We start from the raw sequence: 25,006 nt of genomic DNA, 5'->3' as shown, positions 1-25,006 counted from the left end.
GTCCTCCCTTCACCGGCCTCCCGCCAGTGTTTGATTGATCTTACAAAGTCTTCTCGAGATTTTTCAGATGTTTCGCGACACGTTGACGAACCTGATCCGCCTCGCCCTCGGCCCATTTCCTGAAACCTTCGCCGGATTTCATGCCAAGCTTACCTGCATCAACAAGCGACTTGAGATAAGATGAAGGTCCCTTATGCGCTTCGAGATCGTGCAGTACGTTTTCGTGGATATCGAGCGTCAGGTCGGTGCCAACCAGATCTGCGTTCTCCAAAGGCCCGAGGACTGCCAGCCGGCGCCCAAAGCTGGACTTGATCACAGTATCGACGGCTTCCGCGTCGCAAATACCGTTTTCCACCAGACTGACCGCTTCGCGCCACAGCGCATGCTGAAGGCGGTTGCCAATAAAGCCGGGCACGTCCTTCTCGACCATCACCGGAGTCTTTCCGGCATCCTTCAACAGATCGAACATTGTCTGTGCAATCTCAGGGTCTGTCCACTCAGTCTTGATGACTTCGACCAGCGGGATCATATGCGGGGGATTCCACCAATGTGTTCCCAAAGCTCGGTTTTTCAGCCGCAAACCGGACATAATCTGAGTGATCGGCATGACCGACGTATTTGAAGCGAGTATGCAGGTCTCTGGCGCATGCGCCTCAATCTCAGCAAAGATCGCTTGCTTGAGCTCCAGCTTCTCCGGTGCCGCTTCGAAAACAGCATCGGCGTTTCGAACCGCACCTTCAGTCGTCGCAAAGATCTCAATCATCTTGAGAGTTTTTGTGATTTTGACCTCTTCGTCCCCCATCGCGGCCAAGCTGGCGCGGATGCGGTCAGTCACGGTGGCTCGCGCCTCTTCAACGGGGTCTGTGATGGCGACGTATTGACCTGCTTTTGCCAAGGTCAGGGCGATACCGTGCCCCATAAGCCCCGCGCCAATTACTGCTATCTGCTGTTTCTTGCGCACCATTCTTTAACCCGCCGTATATCCGCCGTCGGCATGAAGGATATGCCCGGTGTAAAAATCAGATGCCCGCGACGCGAGAAACAGGAGCGGACCTGCCAGGTCTTCCGGCTCACCCAGTCGTCCTTTGGGAACACGGGTTAGGAAGCCATCGCGCACCGCCTTCGCTTCGTCGGTTTCTTCGAACATCCAAGCGGTCAAAGGCGAACGGAATACTGTGGGCGCAATCGCGTTGACGGTAATCCCTGTTGGACCCAGCTCACATCCCAAGGCTTTAGTAATACCGTTCACGGCCGCCTTTGACGCGCAATATGCTGTGTAGCCGGCAGGGTGCCCCAAGATGCTGCGCGCAGAACTGACGAAAATGATCTTGCCATATTCGCTTTGCTTCATGTGTACCGCCGCCGCGCGCGCCAACAACCAGCTTTGGTTCACGTTGGCATCCATCACTGCGTCAAAGGTTTCCGGCGCCATTTCGTTGATCGGCGCAACTTTGTTCATACCGGACGCGACAACGAGAATGTCGAGCTTACCAAAGTTGTTGACGGCTTCGTCGACCAATGCCTCACATGACGCTTCATCAGTCGGACGTGTGTTTATTGCTAGGACGGTGGCACCAAGTGCCTCGCACTCTTTGGCAATCTCATCGAGCGCATCTTGGTTTCCCGCCGCCAGAACGAGGTTGCAACCAGCTCCGGCCAAGACGCGGGCAGCAACCATTCCAAACGCACCCGAGGCTCCGGTGATCAGCGCGACGTTTCCATTAACGTCAAACATCTTGAGTGGATCAGACATTCTTTTCGTCCTTAGCTTTCTGGCGGATACGGAATGACCACCAGCATTTTGCAGGTGTAGTTGGTGCGGTTTTCAATTTTGCGTATTTCGCCCGGCGCGATCGTGCAGCTATCCATGGGCCCAAGAATGGCTTCTATGCCGTCAACGATGACGGTCAGTTCACCTTCCAGAACGACGTAGACTTTTTCAAAAGGGGTAGAGTCCGGCCCTGCGCCACCGCCCGGTAGGAACTGGCTGAAGCCGATCCACTGATTTGTCGGCCCACCCTCTTCGAACCCTTGCAAGCGAAGCCCATGACATCCAAAATGGTTCGGTGCTTCGTAGGGTTGGGCGTCTTGAAAACGCTTCAGATGCATGTTCGTCTCCGCTCAGATCCAATGGCGGCCACCGGAGAACCGGCGATCGGTCCGTGAGTGTTCAGAAATCTTCGCCAGCCTCGATGCGGTAGGACTGGTTCTTGTCGATCATCGCAACCAATCGGATAATGCAGCCGTCGCCACGGTCCCAATTCCAAGGGAAGAACGCGAAGGTACACCGTTTGCCGGTCACCGCATCCAGGTCACCACCGACGTTTTCGATACCGAGAATGCCCTTTGAGAAAAGCATGTTGTGAACTGGCTCCCACTCGGGGAAATCAACCTCCCACGGCGTCCCGCCTGACCACTCAAGATACTCTTTTTCAAGATGAGGCAGGATCGGACCGTTTCGCTGCGGACCGATGGCGGTTGCCAGCGGGTGATCGTTCGCCTGGGTATCGTGGCCAACGACTTTCACACCTTTCTCGATCATCCACTCAGCAGCGGAAGGAACGAGACCCGGGCAATAAGCAAAGTAGTCACCGTCTTCATATTGCTTGTGCCAACCGGTGTTGATGATCAGCACATCTCCTTTGCGGATTGCATGGCCACAGGCCTTTTCCAGATCATCTCCGGTGATTTGCTCCCATTTCTTTTTGGGCACGGAAACCACCAGGCCAGAGCCGAAAAAATGGGGGAGCGGGACCTCGTCGATAAACGGCGTTCCCTGAACAACATGCGCTGGCGCATCAATATGCGTGGTCACGTGCATCGTCGTGGTAATCGTCTGAGACAATACGCCGGACTTGGCCATATAGTGCTTTCGGTCGATCTGGACGTCCTTGAAATACGGCCAGTTGGGGCACTGAAACCCGTATCTGTGGCTCAGGTTGTAAAACTCAAGCCCCATGTCATTGTCGGTGTTTGCCTGAAACTCAATGCCGCGGATTTCGACCATTGGGCATATCTCCTCTGTTCGCCGACAACGCGGCGGTGTTCGCTTTTCAATTGTCTGGGGGCTTCCCCATCTGTCCCGTATGATGATGCATACGCACCGCATTACGGTCAACTAAAAACTCACTATACGGTTGACTTGCACCGCATTGTGGTACATCACTAATAAATTACCAGGTATCCGAATTTACGATGCCAGGACAGGATGAGGTAGGTTAAATGTCTGAAAAAGCGGATAAAGGTGGCATTCAGGTCATTTCCAGAGCGGCCTCGATTTTGCGTGTTCTGAAAGAAAATCAATCCGGAATGAGCTTGGGGAAAATTGCCGAGCGTGTTGACCTGCCCCGCTCTACGGTACAGAGAATCACAAGCGCGCTTGCTGAAGAAAAACTTGTCATAGCAGATGCAAACGGAGGTGGCTTGAGGCTCGGCCCCGAACTAAGCGCTCTCGCGGGCGCCGCACAGTACAGCATCGTCGAACACTGCCGGCTGCTTTTGACGGAACTGACCCAAAAGACCGGGGAAACCACAGACCTCGCCGTCATGCGCGGTATCGGCATGGTTTTCTTAGATCAGGTCCCAGGCGTTTATCGATTGACTACGGTTTCGCAAGTGGGAGAGGTTTTTCCGTTGACCACCACTGCAAATGGCAAAGCTTGTCTAGCTCAACTTGGTAGAGAAGCAGCGACTAAACTCATCCAGAACGAATGGGAACGGAATGGTATCCAAAGGAATTTGGATGAGTTCCTTTCCGAACTGAATACGGTCCGCGAACAGGGCCTTGCATATGATTTGGACGAGCATTCTGCCGGTGTCTCAGCTATCGGCTTTTCTTTCGTAGACTGGGTCGGAGACCTGCACGCGATCTCAATTCCAGTGCCAACGACGCGATTTGTGCGACAAAGAGCAACCATCGAACAAGCGCTTATCGAGACATCCACAAATATACATCAAACCTTCCAATAAGCTTGTGAAGCTGACTTGAGGCAGATTGGGTCTCACGACCGACCTTGTCTGGCAGCCCGCGCTTCCAACGGAAAAAGTCCATACATTGCACTCAACGGATTGCGGCTAGTTCCGCATGGTCGCGAAGGTTGACATTCGTGTTGAATCGCAAGTTTTGCATTCATTGGATGTTTGTCGACATCGTAACGAACCGCGAACATCGCAGTATGGGTGTTATGTGAACCGACTTCTGGTTGTATCACCACCCACCCTGGCTCTCATCACTCCAACGACCCATATCATAGATTCCCTGTTTCTTCATACGACGTATAAAAGCAAGGTAGTTAATCACCCGGTCGACCTCATCCATGTCTCCAGTGGCGTATGCGTCCGCAATCATTTTGAACTGGGCTTGAGGATCTTCCGCAACTTTTTCGTCACGCCGATCCGGGCTATTTTCGACCCCCAATGAAGCGGTACGTGTTCTGCCTTCTTCGCCACAGATATCATCTAGATAGGCCTTCACATTGAGCTCAGGATTGTTCTCAGCTAGCTCGCCCACGGCCTCCCATATTGGTTTGAGCCGTTCAAAAATATCCTTTCGACCGTTGGTCATATCTCTTTTCCTCGCAGATTAGTAATTCCATGTAGTTGGCCCGAACGAGACCCCACCACTACTATTGGTGAGAATGCGCGGCGGAGCGTTCGCTTGGTCCAGCGCACGTATTGGTTCAACTAAATGATGAGCTTAGTGGGGTGGGTTGCCCTGTTTCGACTATCGCCAGGTCACGAACCAGGTTCCGAGTCATTTTCGGGTACGCAAAGGTTAAATTCAACTGATGTCCAACGTTGGGGGCGCCTTCTGATGTCGAACGTTCACTGCTTTTCTGGTCCAACTGTGACGGTTGGGTCAGGCTCGTGTGACGTTAAACAGGTGTAGGGCGACACATAGTTTTGCCATTCAACGACAGCTAAGTCTTTGATTTTGAGTCATTCGATTTTTCATGGGTGCACGGGTTTTGCCATTTGCGACTCAAAGGTTTTCCATCGCGTTGGAGCAGCCGAAAAAGTCTATTCTGGTTTTTAATCACCCTCATCCGTACAGATCGTATCTAATTCACTCAAAATTCCAGCCAGTTCTTCTCTGACAAGCTTTAGCCGTGCTACCGATATCGCTTCGCTCCGTCCCGCCAATTCGAGCACGACCGCAAAAACTGTGTCTGAATGCTTCATCAATGCTATCAGGTTCTCGCCTGTTGGTCCGTATAAGCCAGATATCCAGTTCTTAGCCGTTCGTTCACTTGCTCCAATCCACCGCATCGTTGATTTTGTAGCTCGCCCTGCCCCACCCCGCTCTTGAGACAGAGCGTCGCTGATCGCCTACCTGTATTCTGACGCCGATACGCGCTCGTCGCACTTTCGATGAAACGTGTTGCCCTTTTTATGAAACATGTTTCCGGACCTCTCCCTTTAAGATTGAGAAAGGAATCGCAAAGTTCCCGTACAGGTTTACAAATTTGAGTGGTGGGAGCCGCAGCATTGAGTTGGCCGAAGAACAAGACAGACAGGGAAAACCGCCGGAACGCTGCACAGTACGTTCGTATGTCGACAGAACATCAGCGCTACTCGACCGAAAACCAGGCCGACGCCATCCAGCGCTAGGCCGATGAACGCGACTACAGAATTATCCGGACTTATTCTGATGCAGGAAAAAGCGGATTGAGAATTCAAGGCGGCGCAGCTGGGTTCGGCTTCGGTCGCCTTAACCGTTTTGCGGCGCGTCAGAGGAGACATTCGCCGCAAACGCGAAACTGGGACGCGAGTGTTGGTCTGGAGCACGGACGAAGCCATCGTCTGACCAAGTTGTTCGAACCGGTTAGGAAGGCCCAATTTGATCTGATCTATAGATGAATGGAACCTGCGCTGGCTTTGAAACCAATCATAGCGGACCGCAGTACCGTTCAAAAGAACCTTGAATCTACGCGGATTGTTCTTGCCGGCAGTTCTTCTGTTTGTTGCGGATTGATTTCGAATGCTCGGTGAGCAAGTCTGCCAACTCTGGCCGGCAAGACCCGCAATTCGTTCCAGCCTGAAGGGCATCTCCGATATCGTCCACACTGATCATATGTTGGTCATGAATGGCACGGATGATGGTTTTTAGCCCGACTTCGAAACAGGAACAGACAATTGGTCCGCAATCTTCTGAAGACGCAGAGGAACGGCCAGACAAAATCTGCTGAGGCGTCACCTTGGGAAAGCTTGCCAAATAGTCTCGCATCAGTGTGATAGGTTGGCGCGAGACGAAGAGCGCTGCCAATACGCGCTGCCCGTCTGTCAGCGCTATTCTGTACGAGCCCCTCTTTGGATCTTCTACTACGGTGGCCTCGGCATCCGGTAGCCCAAACCATTCGCGGGCAGTGCTTTCCCAATTGTCTATGATCTGCATGCCTGCCAACTCCATCCTGTAGCCGTTGGGTGTTTTGGCAGTTGCCCAGTACTCTGAGCCAGGGGCCGCCGCGTCAACTGAAACGGCAAAGCCGTACCACGCGGCATGCATAGGTTTTACAGATACCGCTGTTGACTTACTTTCCGGCTGTCCTGAAATCGGATCAGTCACACTTGGAACAAGCGCATCCACACAGGCTGATGGGGCCGTTTCGGCCGTCCAGTGAATTGGCGCAAACACTTGACCTGGTGCCACAGACTCCGTGATGCGAAGCCGAAATATACCGCTTCCAACTGAGCTGTTGAGTTCAACCAAATCTGCGGCACTAAGGCCCAATCGATCAACGTCGTTGGGGTTAACGTCAACATAAGGCTCGGCAAGATGAGCAGACAGGCGCGGCGACAACCCGGACCTTGTCATGGTGTGCCACTGGTCCCTGTTTCGTCCCGTGTTCAAAAGAAACGGAAATTGTTCAGAAGTCGTCGCCTTAGGTGGACGATGGGTAACAGGCACAAAACGTGCTTTACCATCAGGATGAAAAAACTGCCCATCGCCGAAAAAACGGCCATCTGATTTACGAGATGTCGTCGGCCACCGTGTTGCGCTCAGCGCTTCATAGTCTTCGTCATCAAGGTCCGAAAAATTTGTAATATCCAAATCCTTGCCAAATGATACGGCGAGCGAAGTCATCTTAGCGTATTCTCGAAAAACCTGTGCTGGGGTTTTATAGCTGAATGCTTCTTTCCAGCCCATGCGGCGGCCCACTTCGGCCAAAATATCCCAATCCGCGCGCGCTTGTCCCGGAGGCGCCAAAACGGCGCGTTGTCTGCTGATCGTGCGGTCTGAATTGGTCACTGTACCACTTTTTTCGCCCCAACCCGCTGCTGGCAGCAATATGTCTGCGACACGCGCGGTATCTGTTCTGGCGGTCAGGTCGCTGACAACTGTGAATGGACAGTTTTCGATGGCCGCCTTCACGCGGTCTGCATCTGGCATAGTGGCCGCCGGATTAGTGTGGATGACCCACAGTGCTTTGATCTGGCCGCTTTCGACAGCGCGAAACAAGTCGACCGCTTTGAGCCCCTGCTTCTGTGGCATATTGGGTGCCTTCCAGAAATTCCGGACGGCTGCATTGTGGGCTTTATTCTCGATATCCAAATGGCACGCGAGCATATTGGCTAAGCCGCCCACCTCTCGACCACCCATGGCGTTTGGCTGACCCGTGACTGAAAACGGACCCATTCCCGCACGACCGATCCGTCCGGTGGCTAAATGGCAGTTCAGGATCGCGTTGACTTTGTCGGTTCCGCTGGAAGACTGGTTCACACCCTGACTAAAGATCGTCACAACGCGCTCAGTCCCGATCCACGTATCGCAGAAAGCTTCAATCTCATCAGGGCTCAGCCCCGTCTCATCAGGATCGTCAAGCTGTGCCAGCTCAACCGCTTCATTGAACCCAACACTGCGATCCAGAAAATCCGCTGACACATGCCCCGTTTGGTGAATTCTAGCCAACAAGCGGTTGAACAATGCGACGTCGCTGCCCGGTTGAAGCGCCAGATGGAGGTCGGCTTGATCGCAGCTCGCTGTTCGACGCGGGTCAATCACCACAATCTTCGCGCCGCGCGCCTTACGCGCAGCTATGACCCGTTGATAGAGAACGGGATGGCACCAAGCGAGATTCGAGCCGACCAGCACAACCAAGTCAGCCTGATCCAGATCCTCATAGGTTCCAGGAACCGTATCGGTACCAAAAGCGCGTTTGTGTCCGGCCACGGTCGAGGCCATACAAAGCCGAGAGTTGGTGTCGATATTCGCCGAGCCCATAAAGCCCTTCATTAGCTTGTTGGCGACATAGTAATCCTCGGTCAGCAACTGCCCCGAGACGTAAAACGCGACGCTGTCCGGCCCGTGTTCAGCTATCGCGGCAGAGAACCGGTCTGCGACCAGTTGCAACGCGTTATCCCAGTTGGTGTCGTGACCAAAGGCGCGAGGAGCCAGCAACCGGTGTTCCAACCCCACGGTTTCACCCAAAGCCAACCCTTTCGAGCACAAACGACCATGGTTCGCTGGATGATCCGGGTCGCCCCGGACAGTCAGCCCTCCAACTCCATCAGGTCGCAAAAGCACACCGCAGCCAACGCCGCAATACGCGCAGGTCGAGCGAACTTCGGGCAGACCGCTTCCGTCCATCAGGCCGCGCTCCGCCGGGAAACCGCGCTGTCGTCCAGTAGGATACGACCGCCTTCAAGACGCACCGGATAGGTCGTGATGCGGCCATCATCCGCGCCTTTAGCTTCGCCCGTGTTCAGGTCAAAGACCCAGTTGTGTAGCGGACAGGTGACTGACTGGCCGTGGACGATGCCCTCGGACAATGGGCCGCCCTTATGCGGACAGCTGTTGGTCGCGGCGAATACTTCCGCCTCGGCGGTGCGGAAGACGGCGATACAGCCGATATGGGTTTTCACCAGACGCGCTCCGCGCACCGGCACCTCATCAATATGCCCGATGTCGATCCAGCTCATTCCGCGGCCTCCAATGTAAAATCTGCAATCGGCGCGTAGGTCTGCGCTTTTTCTTTGACGTGTTCGGCCCACGGGTCTTTGCGGTAGATGCTTTGCGACAGTTCGAACCGGGCGACCAAAGCAGCGCGGTTTTCAAGATCGTCCACGACCTGAGCTTTGACCCAGTCCATGCCAACCTTACCCAACCATTTATACAGGCGATCCAAATACTTGCCGCCCTCGCGGTAGGCCTGGGTCACGGCCATCACGACCTCGATCGCGTCGTCTTCGGTGGGGACCTGACACAGTAGTTCGGTTTCTTTGACATCCATACCGGCGGCCCCGCCGATGCTGATCTGATAGCCTGAATCCACGCAAACCACTCCAATATCCTTGCACGTCGCCTCGGCGCAGTTGCGCGGGCACCCGGATACGGCCAGCTTAAGCTTATGGGGCGTCCACGACCCCCACAGGATTTTCTCCAGCTTGATCCCCAGGCCTGTACTGTCCTGTGTGCCAAACCGGCAATGATCGGTGCCCACACAGGTTTTGACCGTGCGCAGACCCTTGGAATAGGCATGGCCCGAGACCAGACCGGCCTGGTTCAGATCCGACCAGATGGCGGGCAGGTCCTCGCCCTTCACCCCCAGCAGGTCGATCCGCTGCCCACCCGTGACCTTGACGGTCGGCACGTCATACTTGTCGGCCGCATCTGCGATGGCGCGCAGTTCTTCGGGGGTGGTGATGCCGCCCCACATGCGCGGCACAACGCTGAAGGTGCCGTCTTTCTGGATGTTGGCGTGTTTGCGTTCGTTGACGAACCGACTTTGTGGGTCGTCCTGATAGTCCAGTGGCCAATCCGCCAGCAGGTAATAGTTGATCGCCGGACGGCAGACATGGCAGCCGTTAGGCGTGGACCAGCCGAGTTCCTGCCAAACAGCCGCCTGGCTTTTCAGCCCCTGCCCCTTGATCAGACGACGTACATCCTCATGCGTCAGATCGGTGCAACCGCAGATCGATTGCGCGGCAGGCATTTGAAAGTCGTCGCCCAAAGTGACCTGCAATACCTGTTCCACCAGTCCAGTACAGGTGCCGCAGGACGCACTGGCCTTGGTGCCTGCACGAACCGCGCCCAGATCGTCGGCCCCTGCGTTGATCGCCTCAATGATATCTCCCTTGCATACGCCGTTGCAGCCGCAAATCTCCGCCTCAGGCGGCAATGCTGCAACGGCTGAGAGAGGGTCCGCAGTGTCGCCTCCCTGATAGGCGGGTCCGAAGATCAGCGTCTCACGCATCTCGTCGATGCTGGTGCCGTCCTTGATCAACCCGAAGAACCAGCTGCCATCGGCGGTGTCGCCATACATGACAGCACCAACCAGCCGATCCTCTTCGATAACGAGGCGCTTGTAGACGCCGCGCGAAGGGTCGCGAAACACGATATCTTCACGCCCCGGCCCGTCAGCGAAATCGCCGGCACTGAACAGATCGCAGCCCGTGACCTTCAGCTTGGTCAAGAGGGTTTTCCGCGCGAATGCGGCGTCTTCTTCCAACAGAGCACGCGCCGCCACTTTCGCTTGATCGTAGAGCGGAGCGACAAGGCCAAAGATCTCTCCGCCATGTTCGACGCATTCACCCACGGCATAGACATCCGGGTCCGAGGTCAGCATTTGATCGTCCACATGGATGCCGCGACCGGTGGCCAGCCCGGCCTCATGCGCCAGCGCCGTGTTGGGACGGATACCCACCGCCATAACCAGCAGGTCACAGGGCAGTTCGGTCCCGTCATCCAGCAGCAGTGCGCGAACCTTGCCATCTTGCCCCAGAACTTCCTTGGAATTCGCCTGCAGGCAGATCTTGATGCCTTTGTCTTCCAGCGATTTCTTCAGCAAGTAGCCTGCGGCCTCGTCCAACTGACGCTCCATCAGGTGGCCCATGATATGCACGACGGTGACGTCAACACCATGCGCGGCCATCCCCGCAGCGGCCTCGAGCCCCAGCAAACCGCCGCCGATTACGACGACCTGGTTTCCCGAACCCATGCCCATCATCTGCTGCGTGTCTTCCAAATCGCGATAGGCGATCACACCATCCAGATCATGCCCTGGCAAAGGGATGATGAACGGGTTCGACCCGGTCGCGACGACCAGCTTGTCGTATGGAACATGTCCGTTCTCGCCCTCGACCACCTTCATCTCACGGTCGATCTTGGCCACCTTCTCACCAAATCGGCAGGAGATGCCCCGCTCGGCATACCAAGTGTCGTCATGGGTGACGATCTCTTCATAGGTCTTCTCACCCGACAGAACCGGGCTGAGCATGATGCGGTTGTAGTTCCCGCGCGGCTCAGCGTTGAACAGGGTGATTTCGAATGCATCCGGTGCGGCGTCGGTCAGGTGTTCCAGCACCCGACCCGAGGCCATGCCTGCGCCTATAACAACTAGTCTTTGCTTCATGATTTCACTCCGCTGCAATCGCCTTTGGGGCGGGTGTTTTGGGCTTGGCGCCATGTTCGTATTCTTCAAGGAAATCGAGAACCTCCTGCCGGTAGGCGTAGTAATCTGGGTGCTCCAACAAAGCTTTGCGCGTGCGTGGCCGCGGCAGATCAACCTTGGTGATCTTACCGATGGTCGCTTGCGGGCCGTTGGTCATCATCACCACGCGGTCGGCCAGCAGGATCGCCTCATCCACGTCATGGGTGACGCAGATCGCGGTCACTTTGGTGCGGGACCATACCTCCATCAGCACTTCCTGCAATTCCCAGCGCGTCAGGCTGTCGAGCATGCCAAAGGGTTCATCCAGCAGCAGCAGTTTGGGGGACAGGGCAAAGGCGCGGGCGATGCCGACTCGTTGCTTCATGCCGTTCGAAAGATCGCTGGCGGATTTGTCCATCGCGTCAGCCAGACCGACGCGTTCCAGATAATATTCAACGACATCCTGCCGCTCGGCGACGCTGGCCTTGGGATAGACCTTATCGACCCCGATCGCGACGTTTTCCTTGGCACTGAGCCAAGGGAACAGGTTGGGCGATTGGAACACCACGGCACGTTCAGGGTCAGCGCCTTCGACGTGGCGGCCATCCAATTTGATCGCACCTTTAGATATCTCATTCAGCCCTGCCGCCATGGTCAGAACCGTGGATTTGCCGCAACCGGAATGGCCAATCAGCGAGATAAACTCACCTTTGTCGATCTTCAGATCAAAGTCCTCTACTACGGTCAACGACCCCTTGGGGGTCGGGTAGATCTTGTGCAATTGCGAGAAGTTGAGGAAGCGGTTCTGAATCATCCCCTTCTGAGCCTTAGCAACCGCTGTTGGCACGCCGTGCATTGGCGTTACGTTGGGCAGGATGCGTGAACCTTCGACCTTGGCCTCGATCCCCACATCCATCAGGTATTTGGTGACGTCCGCGCGCAGGCGTTTGAAGGTTTCATCATTATTCATTGCCCCTCGATCACGCGGTCGAGGGATCGAAACGCGGAACTCCTGCCCCAACGTGCCATCCGGGTTAAGGGCAATGATGCGGTCGGCCAGAATGATCGCCTCATCCACATCATTGGTGATCAGCACGCAAGTCTTTTTGTCGGCTTCCCAGATATGTTCGATCTCATCCGCCAGATTGGCGCGGGTCAATGCGTCTAGCGCAGAGAGTGGTTCATCCAGTAACAAAACCTCTGGGTTCATCGACAGCGCACGGGCCACATTGACCCGCTGGCGCATGCCGCCGGACAGTTCGGCCGGGCGACGCGTTGCAGCGTGGCTGAGGCCAACCATCTTGATGTAATGTGCAACCTTCTCGGCTTTCTCGGCCTTGCTGAGACCCGGAAAGACAGTATCAACCGCCAGCCCCACATTGCAGCTGACTGTCAACCACGGCATCAGCGAGTAGTTCTGGAAGATCACGCCTCGTTCCGGGCCCGGGCCCTTGATCGGGACGCCCTTGAACCTGACCTCTCCGCCGGTCGGGGAGTCCAGCCCAGCCATCAGGTTGATCAGGGTGGTCTTTCCGGAGCCCGAAAAGCCCAGGATCACCAGAAACTCGCCTTCCTGCACGTCCAGATCGATGCCTTTCAGCACTTCGGTGCAAGCGGTGCCTTCTCCGAAGGATTTGGAGGCGTTATTGAAGCTCAGAATACTCATCGCGCTCACCGATTGTTTGTAAAGGTGAAGAGGGATTGCAGCGCATACATCACCCGGTCCAGCAGGAAGCCGATAATGCCTATGGTGAAGACCGCAACCATGATCTTGGCAAGTGAACTGGATGAGCCGTTCTGGAATTCATCCCAGACAAACTTGCCCAGACCGGGGTTTTGCGCCAGCATTTCAGCCGCAATCAGAACCATCCAGCCAACGCCTAGAGAAAGGCGCAAACCGGTGAAGATCAGCGGCAAAGCCGAGGGGAGCACCAGCTTGGTGATCTTGGTATAGGTGTTCATTTTCAGAACTTTGGAGACATTCACGAGGTCCTTGTCGATGGACGCCACACCGAGCGCCGTGTTGATCAATGTGGGCCACAGCGAACACAAAGTTACGGTGATGGCCGAGATCAAAAAGGATTTCGCGAACCAGCCATCATTGGTGACGTAAACGGCCGAGACGATCATGGTCACAATCGGCAGCCACGCCAGTGGCGAGACCGGTTTGAATATCTGGATCAGTGGGTTCAGCGCGGCATTTGCCGTTGGCGAAAGACCTGCGGCGATGCCCAGCGGGACCGCAAGGGCAGTGGCGATCAGAAAGCCAAAAAACACAGTTTTGATCGAGGTCCAGATCTGTTGGTAGTAGGTCGGAGCCCCGGTGAAAGCGACGTCTTTCACCTTCTCCGGCTGGCCGGCATCAATAAACTTTTGATTGCGCGTCTCGACCATGGCTTCGAACTTGGCGCGTTTTGCCGCTTTAGCTTTGGCGTCCTCATTCAGGCTGACCATCTCCGCCCAAACCTGCGCTGGCCCGGGGACCGCGCCCAGCGAGGTCTGTACCTTGGGCGCCAGCGTGCCCCACAGAAGCAGAAAGGCGAAGATCGACAGCAATGGCACGATCAGCAAGCGCCAGATCTCGGCCATCTGAGCGCGGGGATTGTCTCCGGCGGCGGCCTTCAGAACAGGCGTGGCCCAGCTGAGGCCCAACACTTGGAACCATTTGTCGGCTGCATTGATGCGGGTGAAAAGGCGGGTGCGACGCTCCTGGCGAGCGGCGTCTGCGTTGAATTCGGGGTCGACGGTCGTCATCTGATGTGTCCTTGCGATGGCGGGGCACTTGTGAAGCCCACGCCCGACCGTGGCCGGACGTGGAGCTGAGGAATTAGCCTTGAACGTCCGAGCCGACGATCTTCTGCTCGCCCTTCAGGCCAATGGACATGCTTTCGAGATAGGCGTTGGGTGTGCGGCCGTCATAGGCGATCCCGTCAATTATATCCTCGGCAGGCGTTGGTGCCTTGTAGCCGTCACTGTCCCAGGGGAAATCGGCCTCATCCGCCAGACCTTCGTCAACCAGCAGACGGGCAGCCTCCAGGTAGATCTCGGGCTTGTAGACCGACTTGGCCACTTCGTCATACCAGCTGTCCGGCTTCGCGTCTGCGATCTGACCCCAACGACGCATCTGGGTCAGGTACCAGACAGCGTCCGAATAGAACGGATAGGTCGCGTTATAGCGGAAGAACACGTTGAAATCGGGAACCTCGCGCTTGTCGCCTTTCTCGTATTCAAACGTGCCGGTCATCGAGTTGGCGATAACGTCATAATCCGCGCCAACATATTCCGCGCGGCTCAGAATTTCGACGGCTTCGGGACGGTTGGCGTTGTCGTTTTCATCCAACCACTGCGCGGCACGGATCAGCGCTTTGGTCACTGCCAGAGTGGTATTCGGATATTCCTCGGCAAACTCGGCAGTGATGCCGAAAACCTTCTCGGGGTTGTTCTTCCATAGCTCGTAATCGGTGACCACGGGAACGCCGATGCCCTTGAACACGGCCTGCTGGTTCCACGGCTCACCCACGCAGTAGCCATAGATCGTACCGGCCTCCAATGTGGCGGGCATCTGCGGCGGAGGTGTCACCGACAGGAACACATCCGCCCCGATCTGACCGGTGACGTTGTCCGGGCTGTAGAACCCCGGATGCAGCCCTCCAGCGGCCAGCCAATAGCGCAGTTCGTAATTATGGGTCGAAACCGGGAAGACCATGCCCATGTTAAAGGGCTTGCCTTCGGATTTGTATTTCTCAACAACCGGCGCCAGCGCTTCGGCGCTGATCGGATGTTGGGGGCGGCCATCATCCATCACCGGGATATTCGGCTTCATCTCTTCCCAAATCTCGTTGGACACGGTGATGCCGTTCCCGTTCAGATCCATTGAGAAGGGCGTGACGATGTGCGCTTCGGTTCCGTATCCGATTGTGGCGGCCAAAGGCTGCCCGGCCAGCATGTGCGCCCCGTCAAGCTGCCCGTCAATCACGCCATCCAATAGGATTTTCCAGTTGGCTTGTGCTTCCAGCGTCACGAACAGGCCTTCGTCCAGAAAGTACCCATTCTCATAGGCGACAGCCAGCGGTGCCATATCGGTCAGTTTGATAAAGCCAAAGGTCAGTTCGTCTTTTTCCAGTTCCAGTTCGGCCAGTGCCGGAGACACAAGCGCCGTCGTTGCGGCCAGGCCTAATAGTAGCTTTTTCATCTCGATCCCTTTCGGTTCAGCCCAACCCCTTGGGCAAACAAAAAAGCCGCCGACACAGTCCGCCGGGAGGAGGTGGCGGATGGTCGAGCGGCTTTGCTCTTGTAAGGTGCCCTGAAGTTATGGGCGAATTCCGTCGGTGGGCGTCGTTGCCTTCCGATGACCCGATTAAGTCAGTCTCGCAGCGGGACGTCATCAATTTTCGGCGTTCTCACCCTGATAATTCTGCGATGCAGCGAAAATGAATGCTGCGCTGCAAAATTTTTGTGCAAACTTACCCCGTAGGGTCGAAAATGCGTCGGTCGAAAAACACGTTCCGAGACAGAATCAGGCTGCCATTGGCAGAGGCAACCGCCGTCGACTCAGGCAAAGCGCCTTCTAGTTTCTCGGATGCGCCGGGTGTTTCGACCTCCAGCCCCTGCAATTCACGGCGATAGAGATCACTGCGAAAGACCTTGGCGGCCTGTCGTTCCGCAGTCCCAGCGTCCAGTCCGTTTCTCTGCGCCAATTGATGCGCGACCCATTTCGCCTGACTGCGCCATGGGAAGGTGGCAGCGCCGTCAAAGAACTCGACAAACCCATCCACGTGGCGTTGCTCGCCGCGCGCCGAGATCGTGAATTCGCCCATCAATGCTCGGTCGATTAGTTCGGGTGAGACGTTGAGGTAGCTTTTGCGCGATAGCATCTCGGACGCGGTTGTTCGGCTGTCCGTGTTTGAAAGCCAACGCCCCGCGCGCCAAACGGCTCGCATGAGGCTGCCCAGCAGGTGCGGCTCGGTTTCGGCCCAGTCGTTTCTAACCGCCAACACCTTTTCAGGTGCGCAGGTCCAGATCGCCTTACCGGGCAGCAGCAAAGTGCCAACATTGTCATCCACGGCGAATGAGCCCCAAGGCTCGCCCACGCAGAAAGCATCGATCTCGCCACCCGCAAGCGCCTGCGCCATAAGAGGCGGCGGAACAGTGCGGATTTCGACCTGTTTCGACGCCAGTTCGGTTCCCGCAACCCAATAGCGCAGCAGTTCAACATGCATCGAAAACGGAAACGGCACGCCGAACACCAAAACGTCACCAGCAGCCTTTGCCAGTGCAGCCCCAGCCGCAGCGGCATCAGTGAAATCGAAGCCATAGCCCTGATCGGTCAGACGCCCGGCCAATTGAGTTCCAACACCTATGACGTTGCCATTCAGGGAAAGGACGGACACCGCAGAAAGCGGCGTCGCGATACCGCCCAAACCCAAGGCCATTGCGACGGGTATAGGTGACAGCAGATGCGCAGCGTCCACATGCCCAAAAGCCAGCATATCGCGCAAAGATGACCATGACGGGGCCGGTCGCAGATCCAAAGAAACGCCTTCGGCATGGTCAAACCCCATCTCGCGCGCGACAATCAACGGGGCCGCGTCAACCAAAGGCATATAGGCGACAGGCAAGGTTACAGTTCTCATGACAACAAACCCGAAGCCGTGACCAAGGCTTCAGCCACATCTGCAACCCGGCGGTTCTGATTCATCGCTGTTTTGCGCAGAAGTGCGTAGGCCTCGTCTTCAGACACACCCTTGGCTTTCATCAACAACCCTTTGGCGCGATCAATCACTTTGCGTTCTTCCAACGCACGGCGGGTCTCGGCCAGTTCGGTCCTCATCTGGCGTAGTACCTGAAACCGGGCGACGGCGGTATCGATCACGGGTTTGATGCGCTCGGCTTGCAATCCATCGACCACATAAGCTGATACCCCGGCCTCAACCGCGGCTTTCGCTAATCCGCCCGCAGCGCCCGAGACGAACATGGCCACCGGTCGCTCCATCGGGCCGGAGGCAACGGTCAACTCTTCCAGCATATCCCGCGATGGATTGTCTATGTCGATCAGAACTATGTCTGGGCTATGCATTGCGATTTTACGTGCCAGCCCAGAGACATTGCCGATTACAGAAACGTCTACGTCCCCAGACTCTTTCAAAGCATCCACAATTGCAATAGCACGTTCTTGATTCTGCTCGACGACAACGACGGTAAGGTGTTGTTTCATAGGCACCCAAGTGAGCCCAAGCTTCATCGATCGCAACTCCAAGGCCACTAAGCGTTTCATCAAGCTGCCAGTTTGCCTATTTTATCAGCATATTTTTACATGCAACGGAATGCCTGCACAGTTTTTCTACATGCCATCAAAGAAATCTGGCATTAGCGCTGGCGTGGCGCAATTGTTCGGCCCTTTGGATTTTCATTTGGGCCAATCTCTGGATCTGGGTGGTCGAAATGTAATTTCCTCGTCGATGCGAAATCGAAGGTCCGCTTTGACGGCAAGAACCACGTGATTCCGCGATCGCTGCGAAAGTCCGTTTTCCGCCCGATTCATTAGAATAACAACGCGTTCTGGCGCAAAAAGTACCGGCGCGGCCTGCACCGCCGCACTTGTTTCGGGGGCCGCGGGATTTGGACAAGCCAAACGCCCCTGGCCATCAGGGGTAAGACGTTGCCTTCCCCCTCGGGCAACCCCAGTAGACAACACCGTGTCCTCGGCTGAGCCTGCGGGCCGCACCACTATTGTCGAATAGCATTGCCTCGCCCCCATCCGCGTTCGCCACGTGGCAGATCAGCAGGAACAGGCGCCTTCGGCGTCTGATCTGCAAATCAGCCCTAATTTTCCCAAAAAGGGAAGTCAGGATCATTGAAATCGGTCTAGGTGCTGGATGAAGGAAGTGAGGCGAAAATGGCAAGGTTCTGTCGCTGGTGGCAGAACTATGTGTCGCCTGACATCAAAGGTGTGGAACGTCACTGATCTTTGACTCTTTCGGCAGCCAAAACCTAAATAAATCGGTGAATCACGTCATTCAATTCTGACCCAAACGTCAAGCCTTTCTGACCCAATATAAATGGCGGCCGTTCATCGACGCTGCAGCCAATATCTCAAGGAAAGCACTACAACACCAAGAGACCCCACAGTGCTCTGGGCTATCGCCCACCAGCCCCGTAAACCATCATCCCAATGGATCAAAGGCCAACAAAGCACTAACAATCAAACTGGACCAGTCAGATGAGGCTGCTCGGAAATCCACGCATTGAGCCACTCGTTCTTTCAGCCGTCGCCGCTTAGGACTTGGTTGGGATCACCACCCGACCACTTAAACCTCCTAACGCGGCAGATTTTCCCAAGTCGAAGTGCGCACCGTATGCATTGAGAAGATCAACCGCGATTGCCAGCCCCAGCCCGCTGCCTCTCACCGAAGTGTCAAGCCGTCCACCAGAGCGTAGCGCTTCGCGTATTGCGTCCTCTGGGATACCTGGGCCATCATCTTCGATACAGATCTCGACACAATCTTTGTGACGTTTTGCGGTCAGTCTTACTTTGCCACGACACCATTTGACTGCGTTATCCAGTAAGTTCCCAAGAACCTCTTCGATATCCTGAGTATCCATGCGCACCCAAAGCTCAGGGTCGCTTTTGACTTCCAGTATTTTATCCTCTCTCTCAGCGATCGTTGTAAACAACCGTGCGAGACGTTCGACTGAGTGTGAAACATCCGTGCGCGAATGGGTCAACTCAGCCGTATTTAGAGCCCGGATTCGCGCGAGTGACCGACCGAGTTGAGAGTCGATCCGATCCAAAGCTTCGTCAGCGATATCTGTGTCGACACCGGACTGTGACATAGCCTGTAGTTCATTTCTCAGAATAGTAGCTGGCGTTTTTAAAGCATGTGCCAGATCAGCGGCTTGCCTGCGCGAGCCGGATACAATGTCCCGATTGCGATGCAAAAGCTGATTCAGATCATCGACCAAAGGCGCCACTTCGTCCGGGTAATCCGTGGGAGTCAGATTGTCGTCCGTGTCCCAACGATGGGCGACATCCGCACGCAATTTACGAAGAGGACCCAGAATTGCGGACATCAGCATCAATGAACTTGCAACGCCGATCAAGCCAACCAACCCAAACACCGGTAGAAGACTGCGCTGTGCCGCCCGTCTTTCATTGACCAACTGCGCCTGGCTTTCCGCGACACTTATTCCCCAGACAGTTCCATCTTCGAAGGAAATTTTTTGGTATGCGCTGCGCAACGCTTCCCCCTCGGGGCCGGCAGTGTTCCAAAGGGTTGTGTCTTCAGAGATGTCGGGTGGTTCTGCGATTGTTTCGTCAAACAAAGACGCCGACGTGTAAACCTCGCCGTTGCCGGTGGTAACCTGCCAGTATCTGCCGGAATATGGCGCGCTGTATGCCGGATCAAACATGAGATCGCGCAGGGCATCCGGCTCTTGTGTCGTAACGCTCAACCCAACAACAAGCTGAGTGTGGCGATCTCGAAGCGTAGCGTCGAACCTGTTTGAAATTCGGGCATCGATAAACGAAAAAACAGCCAGAGTGCCCACGGCAACAGACAAGGCCCCGGACGCAATCCCCCCAAGCAATGCCCGTTGACGCAATGACAACATCAGAGTGAATCGATCATGTATCCGCGACCCCGAACCGTCGTGATCAGGTCAGGTCCCAACTTGTTACGCAGCCGGTTTATGAAAACCGCGATGGTATTCGAGTCCCGGTCACCATTGTATTCGTAGATATGCTCTGAAAGCTCGGATCTGGGGATCAGGCGACCGGCGTTATGCGCCAGGTAAGTAAGAACAGCAATCTCCTGGGCGGTTAAGTCGATCGGAACACCATCAACAGTCACCCGTCCATTGCGTGTATCAAGAATGACGTTGCCCATCTCGATAATGGGGTTCAGCTGCCCACTCTGACGGCGCAAGATGGCGCGGACACGCGCGGCCAGCTCGGGCAAATGGAATGGTTTGGTCATGTAATCATCCGCACCAGCATCCAACCCATCGACCCGTTCGCTCCACCCATCACGTGCCGTCAGTATCAATACCGGAGTTTTTACGCCTGCGCTGCGCCAGTCGCGCAAAACCGAGATGCCATCTCGTTCCGGAAGCCCGAGATCGAGGATGATCATATCATATGGTTCGGTAGTTCCCAGATGCTGGGCATCAATGCCATTGTGGACGATATCGACCACTCGGCCTTCAGCGTTCAGCAGCTTTTTGATCTGTTCGCAAAGGTGCGGTTCGTCTTCTGCGAGTAATACTCTCATACTTTGTTTCTATAGGCCTGCTAATAATTTTTTAACCACTATTTTCTGCCACCGCCATTACCGCCGGAGTTGCCGTTACCGTTGCCGCCGGAGTTGCCATTCCCATTGCCACCGGAATTGCCGTTACCATTACCACCGGAGTTGCCGTTACCGTTGCCACCGGAGTTGCCGTTACCGTTGCCGCCGGAGTTGCCGTTGCCGTTGCCGCCGGAGTTGCCGTTGCCGTTGCCGCCGGAGTTGCCGTTGCCGCCACTATTGTTACTCTGATTGCCCTTACTGCTGGTCTGGCCTTGTGAGTTGGATTTGGCAGAATTGCCCGGTGTCGATTTGGCCGCATTGGAAATCTGGCGTCCGATATTTGAACGATTGGGCACAACTACGCCGGTTTGGGCATTAACAATAACGCTGATAATCCTACCATTGGGTTTCTTCACAAGGATCCGATAGTAGACCTTGTCAGTCTGGAACGCGCGCGCATCAACCGGCTTTCCACCAAAGACTTTTTCAACGCCTTTTAGAACCCTCTTTAACCTGATGGTGCTGCCCGACGTTGTCACTTTGCGCAATTCGGATTGCTTTAATTCGCGCACGGCAGCGTGCCCTTCCCCAACCTGGAGAAAGGCGAACAGACAAGCGATGATAAAAAGCTTTCTCATCCTCTGTACTCAATATCGCGTAATCGCGCCTCAATTCTACAGATTTTAAGATGAACTGGCGATGAACGGTCGGTTCGTCGCAGGTTCAACGATAATGGGCTTAAATCTGTCAGTTAGTTCCCGATTCCGACACGCGCACTCGTGCTGTCAAGTTTCCACGCATTGCCCTGTGTGCCGAAATGCGCGTTCAACAAACGAGGACCGTCATGAAGATCAAAACGACCGGCCTAATGAAAGCTTCAGCAATCGCAATCGCCTTGCTGGGATCCACGGCAATTGTTGGCGCATTCACGTTCCCCGATGCCGCCTATGCCAAGCAAGGCAAAGGAAACGGCGGTGGCAACGGTAATGGCGGCGGCAACGGTAATGGGGGCGGCAATGGAAATGGGGGCGACAAAGGCAACAGCGGTGGTAAAGGCAATGGCAACAGCGCGAGTAGCGGAAAAGATAAAAACAAGGGTAGCGGGTCAGCCGCATCCACGAGCGGAGCAAACAAAGCTGCCGGAAAATCTGGCCACAAGTCAAAAGGCTCCGCTGGGGTCAATTCGAGATCTTCCAAAAAGGGTCAATTCTCTCTGAAAGGCTTGCTTGGCGGCAATAAAAAGCAAACTGCCAAAAAAACGCAAAGGAAGGGAATTGTTGGCCTGTTCAAAGGTGGCAAGCCAGTAGCCACCACAAAACGCACAAAGACTACTTCGGTCAAGCGGTCCTTGCGCCCGCCGAGCAGAAAAGCAGCGGTTTTGGAAGATAATACGCTTGCGCTTGAACCGCGCAATCTCGGCAAGCTAAACGGCGCCATTAATTCCAGCCCCAAAGCAAAGCTCGCGCATATTGCAAACGGTCAGTATAAGAAAGGTACCGGGCCGGTCAGCCTTGCAGCAGGCCTTGCCGTCGCGGACGCCGAATTCAATCACATCATGGGTGAAAACAACACGTTAAGCCCCAAAGACGTGAAAGAAATCAACGCAGCGCTGGACTATTTGGACGAAGCCCCTTTGTCCCTGGAAGAAGCTGAGGATGTCCTCGCCAATGAGGAAGCCAATCCCGGGTCGACTGATCCTAGTACACTGGATGACGCGCAGGCGGTCAAAGATGCGCACGACTTAACGACGGATGACGATGGAAATCCGATTGATCGCCCTACAAAAGATCAGTTGGCCGCAGCTGAAGCCGTACATCAGGCAGAAGCCGACATTTTGGGTCATCACAAGGGTGGTTTTTCAGAAGATGAAGCCATCGCGGCGGAACAGCAAGACAATGTTCTCGGCGCTGTACGAGCATCCAATCCGGACGAAGAAGCCGTCAAAACCGCGCTTGGCAGTTCGTATGGCGAAGACAAGTATGATGACGACGATCACGATGAGGATGAAGCCAGTACAGACCCGGTCGATGGCGATCAGACGCCTGAGGGAGAACAAGAGGAAGAACTTGTTAGCAATGGCTAAGTTTTCTGCCAACGTGATTCCTGGCGTCGCTTTTGCTTTGCATTCGTTTACCAAGAACCAGAAAAGTACCTTAGCCCTGAACCCTAACTCCGCACTCAAAAAAGCCCGCTCGGATTGGAGCGGGCTTTTGCATTTGTGTTTTCCCGGGTAGGACGTTTCCCGGGAAAACTACAGACGTCAAGATGTAGGGTCAGACGTCCTTCTTGCTCTTTCAAGCTGCTCATTCCTTGCGATAGCTTTCAGAGCAATTTCGACAGGCGGGAAACGCCCGCTTCTGGATTTCGTGCTGTTAGACAAGTGTTTGCGCGCGGTGGAACGTGATGGTTCCAAGTGTACAGGAACCTGGTCCATAGCGCTTTCAGTGGCAGACTTAATCATGCAGTTCCCCTTCCAGGGAGCCAAGCACCCTTAACTGTCTCGGCTCGGTGGAAGGAGTATGCGTGATGCCTGTTGAACACCACGAGAACACATTGTTCACCTTTGGTTAAAGTTGTCGCCGAAGCGTAAACAATGTGTTGAATTGCTCTTCGCCGCTTGTAACCCAACTATAAATTTGGGTTGCTCTAAATTTTATTCGAACAACATTAGCCATGCTCGGCTTTGTGCCATAGTTTAGCCGTCGAACAGACCGAGGGCGACTTGCTCGGTTTTATAGCTAACCAGGCGCGTTGCAGAACTGGCATTCCATTACTGTCAACCGAAGTGAGCTGTTTCAGCGTCTCTGGACCTGCGGCCTGCTAGAATTTTTCGGTTTAACAAGTGCAACAGTTCGACTTGATTAGAGGTGCCCGTCTTCGAAAATACCGAACTGAGATGCGAACGAACAGTTGTTGGGCAGACAGTCAGGGCTTCTGAAACCTTTTTAACTGTCATTCCCTCCTTCAGCATAGCGCAAACCCGAAACTCGCACCGGCTAAGCCCTGCTGGATTTTGAGGGCCCAGGATCGGAACACGCTCGGTATCAGAAACTTCTCTCAGGTTATGATTGCGACCCTTTTCCAAATACGAGGAGATTGAACCAGGCGTTCGCTTGCACCAACCTGACGCCAGTGTCGGCGCCAACATGACTAGTAGGTCCAGCTCATATTGGGCAGGTTTGTGCCTGAAATGCAGCTCGATGTGATCCACATGCCCGCCGGTTGTATCAAGCGGAACCACGATCACCTCGCCCAACGCCTTTAAGTTGCCCTCAAAATGACGAGGTGTTGCTGTGTTCCCCGCAACCAATGCGTCTGACAACGTCCAAACTGAGCCCACCCGTGCCGTCAGAAAACTATCACCCAGAACCCGTTCCACCAGAGTTTGAGGTTGAGAGGGCCAAACCTTTCCTTCCTCGCTGCAACACCGGGCAACATATTTTACTTTTCGTTCCACCTTAAGTGTACGTGCAATTAATGCGGCATCCGCATTAACCAACTTTATTAGCTTATTTAAAACCTGTGGAATGGAGTTTTCGCTTGTTAAAGCATGCGTCCATTCCATAACAAATTTGAAACTATTTTGCGCCTGGGCGCTCTTGGAGAAACTGATACTCATTACTCTACTAACCAAAACAACAAACGTTGCGAGGCAGAACTTCCTGCCGCGGCCCCCACCGCAATTACAAACTTGTTCAGGGTTGATGGGTTCAGCAACTGATTTTAAGGTCACGCTTAGAGATTCAAAAAAGGGCGGGCGATTTCCAGTGTTCATCTAACCATTTGTAATTATGATATAAAACTTAGACACCAAAAGACAAAATCCCGACACTTGGATGCCTCAAAGGAAAGATTTAGTGACGAATTTTACTTAGCTTTTCAGCTACAGTTGCGCATCGAATCGCCACATTGTTTCCAGATTGACTGATTCGATTGAAGTTTAAAGCCTTGTTAATGCAGAGTTTATTTTTATCTCCTTTAAGGGGTTTATTCTATAATCTAATCAATCTTAACGTGTATTCTTCCTATTTTTTGCGGAAGGCGGAAGTTTTTATCACCGCTACCGTTATTTCAGAGCCAATGCGAAATGCCTGGCTTGCGCTGTGACAAATGCAGCGTGGATTTCAATTTAACCTTTCGGGGGAAATATGACCAAATTTATGAAGAAGTTTGTCAAAGAAGAAAGCGGCGCGGCAATTGTTGAATATGGCCTTGCCCTTTTGGTTGTCGCGTCAATTGCGGTTGGTGCGTTCTCTTATCTTGGCACCACTACAAACACAAACGTAACGGGTGCTTGCGCAGCTCTGGGCAGCGCAACCTGCTGAGCCGTTGGTTCCTTGCGATTTGCAA

Annotated in this window: 20 protein-coding genes and 1 pseudogene; 4 read left to right on the top strand and 17 right to left on the bottom strand. The window is 54.7% G+C overall.

From position 1 onward, the window contains the following. Nucleotides 1–40 precede the first annotated feature (40 nt). From AB1A64_RS03120 to AB1A64_RS03105, 4 genes are all read right to left on the bottom strand, one after another. Complete coding sequence (locus tag AB1A64_RS03120; protein WP_366550065.1) at nucleotides 41–964, bottom strand: 3-hydroxyacyl-CoA dehydrogenase family protein; 924 nt, start codon at nucleotides 962–964, stop codon at nucleotides 41–43. A 3-nt stretch (nucleotides 965–967) separates the two neighbouring features. After that, on the bottom strand, nucleotides 968–1,753 hold the full coding sequence (locus AB1A64_RS03115) for an SDR family oxidoreductase (protein WP_366550064.1): 786 nt from the start codon (nucleotides 1,751–1,753) through the stop codon (nucleotides 968–970). 11 nt (nucleotides 1,754–1,764) lie between these two features. Then, on the bottom strand, nucleotides 1,765–2,109 hold the full coding sequence (locus tag AB1A64_RS03110; protein WP_366550063.1) for a cupin domain-containing protein: 345 nt from the start codon (nucleotides 2,107–2,109) through the stop codon (nucleotides 1,765–1,767). A 61-nt stretch (nucleotides 2,110–2,170) separates the two neighbouring features. Continuing rightward, the gene (locus tag AB1A64_RS03105) at nucleotides 2,171–3,007 is read right to left on the bottom strand and encodes a cyclase family protein (RefSeq protein ID WP_117870087.1); all 837 of its coding nucleotides are present in this window, start codon (nucleotides 3,005–3,007) and stop codon (nucleotides 2,171–2,173) included. A 215-nt stretch (nucleotides 3,008–3,222) separates the two neighbouring features. Here AB1A64_RS03105 and AB1A64_RS03100 point away from each other — a divergent pair, with 215 nt between their 5' ends. Then, nucleotides 3,223–3,969 (top strand): IclR family transcriptional regulator, encoded by a 747-nt coding sequence (locus tag AB1A64_RS03100; protein ID WP_366550062.1) that lies wholly within the window; start codon nucleotides 3,223–3,225, stop codon nucleotides 3,967–3,969. A 238-nt stretch (nucleotides 3,970–4,207) separates the two neighbouring features. Here the strand turns inward: AB1A64_RS03100 and AB1A64_RS03095 are convergent, their stop codons facing one another. The 9 genes from AB1A64_RS03095 to AB1A64_RS03055 all read right to left on the bottom strand — a co-directional run bounded on the left by AB1A64_RS03095 (nucleotide 4,208) and on the right by AB1A64_RS03055 (nucleotide 17,583). Then, on the bottom strand, nucleotides 4,208–4,564 hold the full coding sequence (locus AB1A64_RS03095) for a hypothetical protein (RefSeq protein WP_366550061.1): 357 nt from the start codon (nucleotides 4,562–4,564) through the stop codon (nucleotides 4,208–4,210). Nucleotides 4,565–5,926: 1,362 nt separating this feature from the next. Continuing rightward, nucleotides 5,927–8,587: a molybdopterin-dependent oxidoreductase gene (locus AB1A64_RS03090; RefSeq protein WP_366550060.1), complete on the bottom strand. Its 2,661-nt coding sequence runs from the start codon at nucleotides 8,585–8,587 to the stop codon at nucleotides 5,927–5,929. Then, nucleotides 8,587–8,919 carry a nitrite reductase small subunit NirD gene (nirD, locus tag AB1A64_RS03085; protein ID WP_170519566.1) on the bottom strand — a complete coding sequence of 111 codons (333 nt, stop codon included), beginning with the start codon at nucleotides 8,917–8,919 and terminating at the stop codon, nucleotides 8,587–8,589. The genes AB1A64_RS03090 and nirD overlap by 1 nt, the downstream gene beginning before the upstream one ends. After that, the gene (gene nirB / locus AB1A64_RS03080) at nucleotides 8,916–11,351 is read right to left on the bottom strand and encodes a nitrite reductase large subunit NirB (RefSeq protein ID WP_366550059.1); all 2,436 of its coding nucleotides are present in this window, start codon (nucleotides 11,349–11,351) and stop codon (nucleotides 8,916–8,918) included. Before nirB ends, nirD begins: the two co-directional genes overlap by 4 nt. A 4-nt stretch (nucleotides 11,352–11,355) precedes the next feature. After that, nucleotides 11,356–13,035, bottom strand: coding sequence for an ABC transporter ATP-binding protein (locus tag AB1A64_RS03075; RefSeq protein WP_366550058.1), 1,680 nt, complete (start codon nucleotides 13,033–13,035; stop codon nucleotides 11,356–11,358). Nucleotides 13,036–13,040: 5 nt separating this feature from the next. Then, complete coding sequence (locus tag AB1A64_RS03070; RefSeq protein ID WP_366550057.1) at nucleotides 13,041–14,123, bottom strand: ABC transporter permease; 1,083 nt, start codon at nucleotides 14,121–14,123, stop codon at nucleotides 13,041–13,043. A 73-nt stretch (nucleotides 14,124–14,196) separates the two neighbouring features. Beyond that, a complete protein-coding gene (locus tag AB1A64_RS03065) occupies nucleotides 14,197–15,561 on the bottom strand; it encodes a CmpA/NrtA family ABC transporter substrate-binding protein (RefSeq protein ID WP_366550056.1) in 1,365 nt (454 codons plus the stop codon). A 271-nt stretch (nucleotides 15,562–15,832) separates the two neighbouring features. Next, nucleotides 15,833–17,002, bottom strand: coding sequence for an ABC transporter substrate-binding protein (locus tag AB1A64_RS03060; protein ID WP_366550055.1), 1,170 nt, complete (start codon nucleotides 17,000–17,002; stop codon nucleotides 15,833–15,835). Continuing rightward, nucleotides 16,999–17,583, bottom strand: a complete 585-nt coding sequence (locus AB1A64_RS03055; RefSeq protein WP_366550054.1) for an ANTAR domain-containing protein — start codon at nucleotides 17,581–17,583, stop codon at nucleotides 16,999–17,001. Before AB1A64_RS03055 ends, AB1A64_RS03060 begins: the two co-directional genes overlap by 4 nt. 873 nt (nucleotides 17,584–18,456) lie before the next feature. Here AB1A64_RS03055 and AB1A64_RS03050 point away from each other — a divergent pair. After that, a pseudogene (locus tag AB1A64_RS03050) lies at nucleotides 18,457–18,528 on the top strand (integrase core domain-containing protein); the annotation flags it as partial. 116 nt (nucleotides 18,529–18,644) lie between these two features. On the opposite strand, the gene AB1A64_RS03045 reads toward AB1A64_RS03050, so the two are convergent. The 3 genes from AB1A64_RS03045 to AB1A64_RS03035 are packed head-to-tail and all read right to left on the bottom strand — an operon-like array spanning nucleotide 18,645 to nucleotide 21,294. Continuing rightward, nucleotides 18,645–19,928 carry a HAMP domain-containing sensor histidine kinase gene (locus AB1A64_RS03045; protein ID WP_366550053.1) on the bottom strand — a complete coding sequence of 428 codons (1,284 nt, stop codon included), beginning with the start codon at nucleotides 19,926–19,928 and terminating at the stop codon, nucleotides 18,645–18,647. A gap of 50 nt (nucleotides 19,929–19,978) precedes the next feature. Continuing rightward, entirely contained in the window at nucleotides 19,979–20,638 is a 660-nt protein-coding gene (locus AB1A64_RS03040; RefSeq protein WP_366550052.1) for a response regulator transcription factor, read from the bottom strand. Nucleotides 20,639–20,676: 38 nt separating this feature from the next. After that, entirely contained in the window at nucleotides 20,677–21,294 is a 618-nt protein-coding gene (locus AB1A64_RS03035; RefSeq protein WP_366550051.1) for a hypothetical protein, read from the bottom strand. Between the two features lie 206 nt (nucleotides 21,295–21,500). Here AB1A64_RS03035 and AB1A64_RS03030 point away from each other — a divergent pair, with 206 nt between their 5' ends. Further along, entirely contained in the window at nucleotides 21,501–22,739 is a 1,239-nt protein-coding gene (locus AB1A64_RS03030; RefSeq protein WP_366550050.1) for a hypothetical protein, read from the top strand. Between the two features lie 693 nt (nucleotides 22,740–23,432). On the opposite strand, the gene AB1A64_RS03025 is transcribed toward AB1A64_RS03030, so the two are convergent. Then, nucleotides 23,433–24,431, bottom strand: coding sequence for a helix-turn-helix transcriptional regulator (locus AB1A64_RS03025; protein ID WP_366550049.1), 999 nt, complete (start codon nucleotides 24,429–24,431; stop codon nucleotides 23,433–23,435). A 373-nt stretch (nucleotides 24,432–24,804) separates the two neighbouring features. On the opposite strand from AB1A64_RS03025, the gene AB1A64_RS03020 reads away from it, so the two are divergent. Then, the gene (locus tag AB1A64_RS03020) at nucleotides 24,805–24,981 is read left to right on the top strand and encodes a Flp family type IVb pilin (RefSeq protein WP_145975006.1); all 177 of its coding nucleotides are present in this window, start codon (nucleotides 24,805–24,807) and stop codon (nucleotides 24,979–24,981) included. Nucleotides 24,982–25,006 lie beyond the last annotated feature (25 nt).

It is taken from the genome of Ruegeria sp. ANG10 (genome assembly GCF_040705255.1).
Taxonomy (GTDB): domain Bacteria; phylum Pseudomonadota; class Alphaproteobacteria; order Rhodobacterales; family Rhodobacteraceae; genus Ruegeria.
This window is presented reverse-complemented; position numbering and strand designations above follow the sequence as displayed.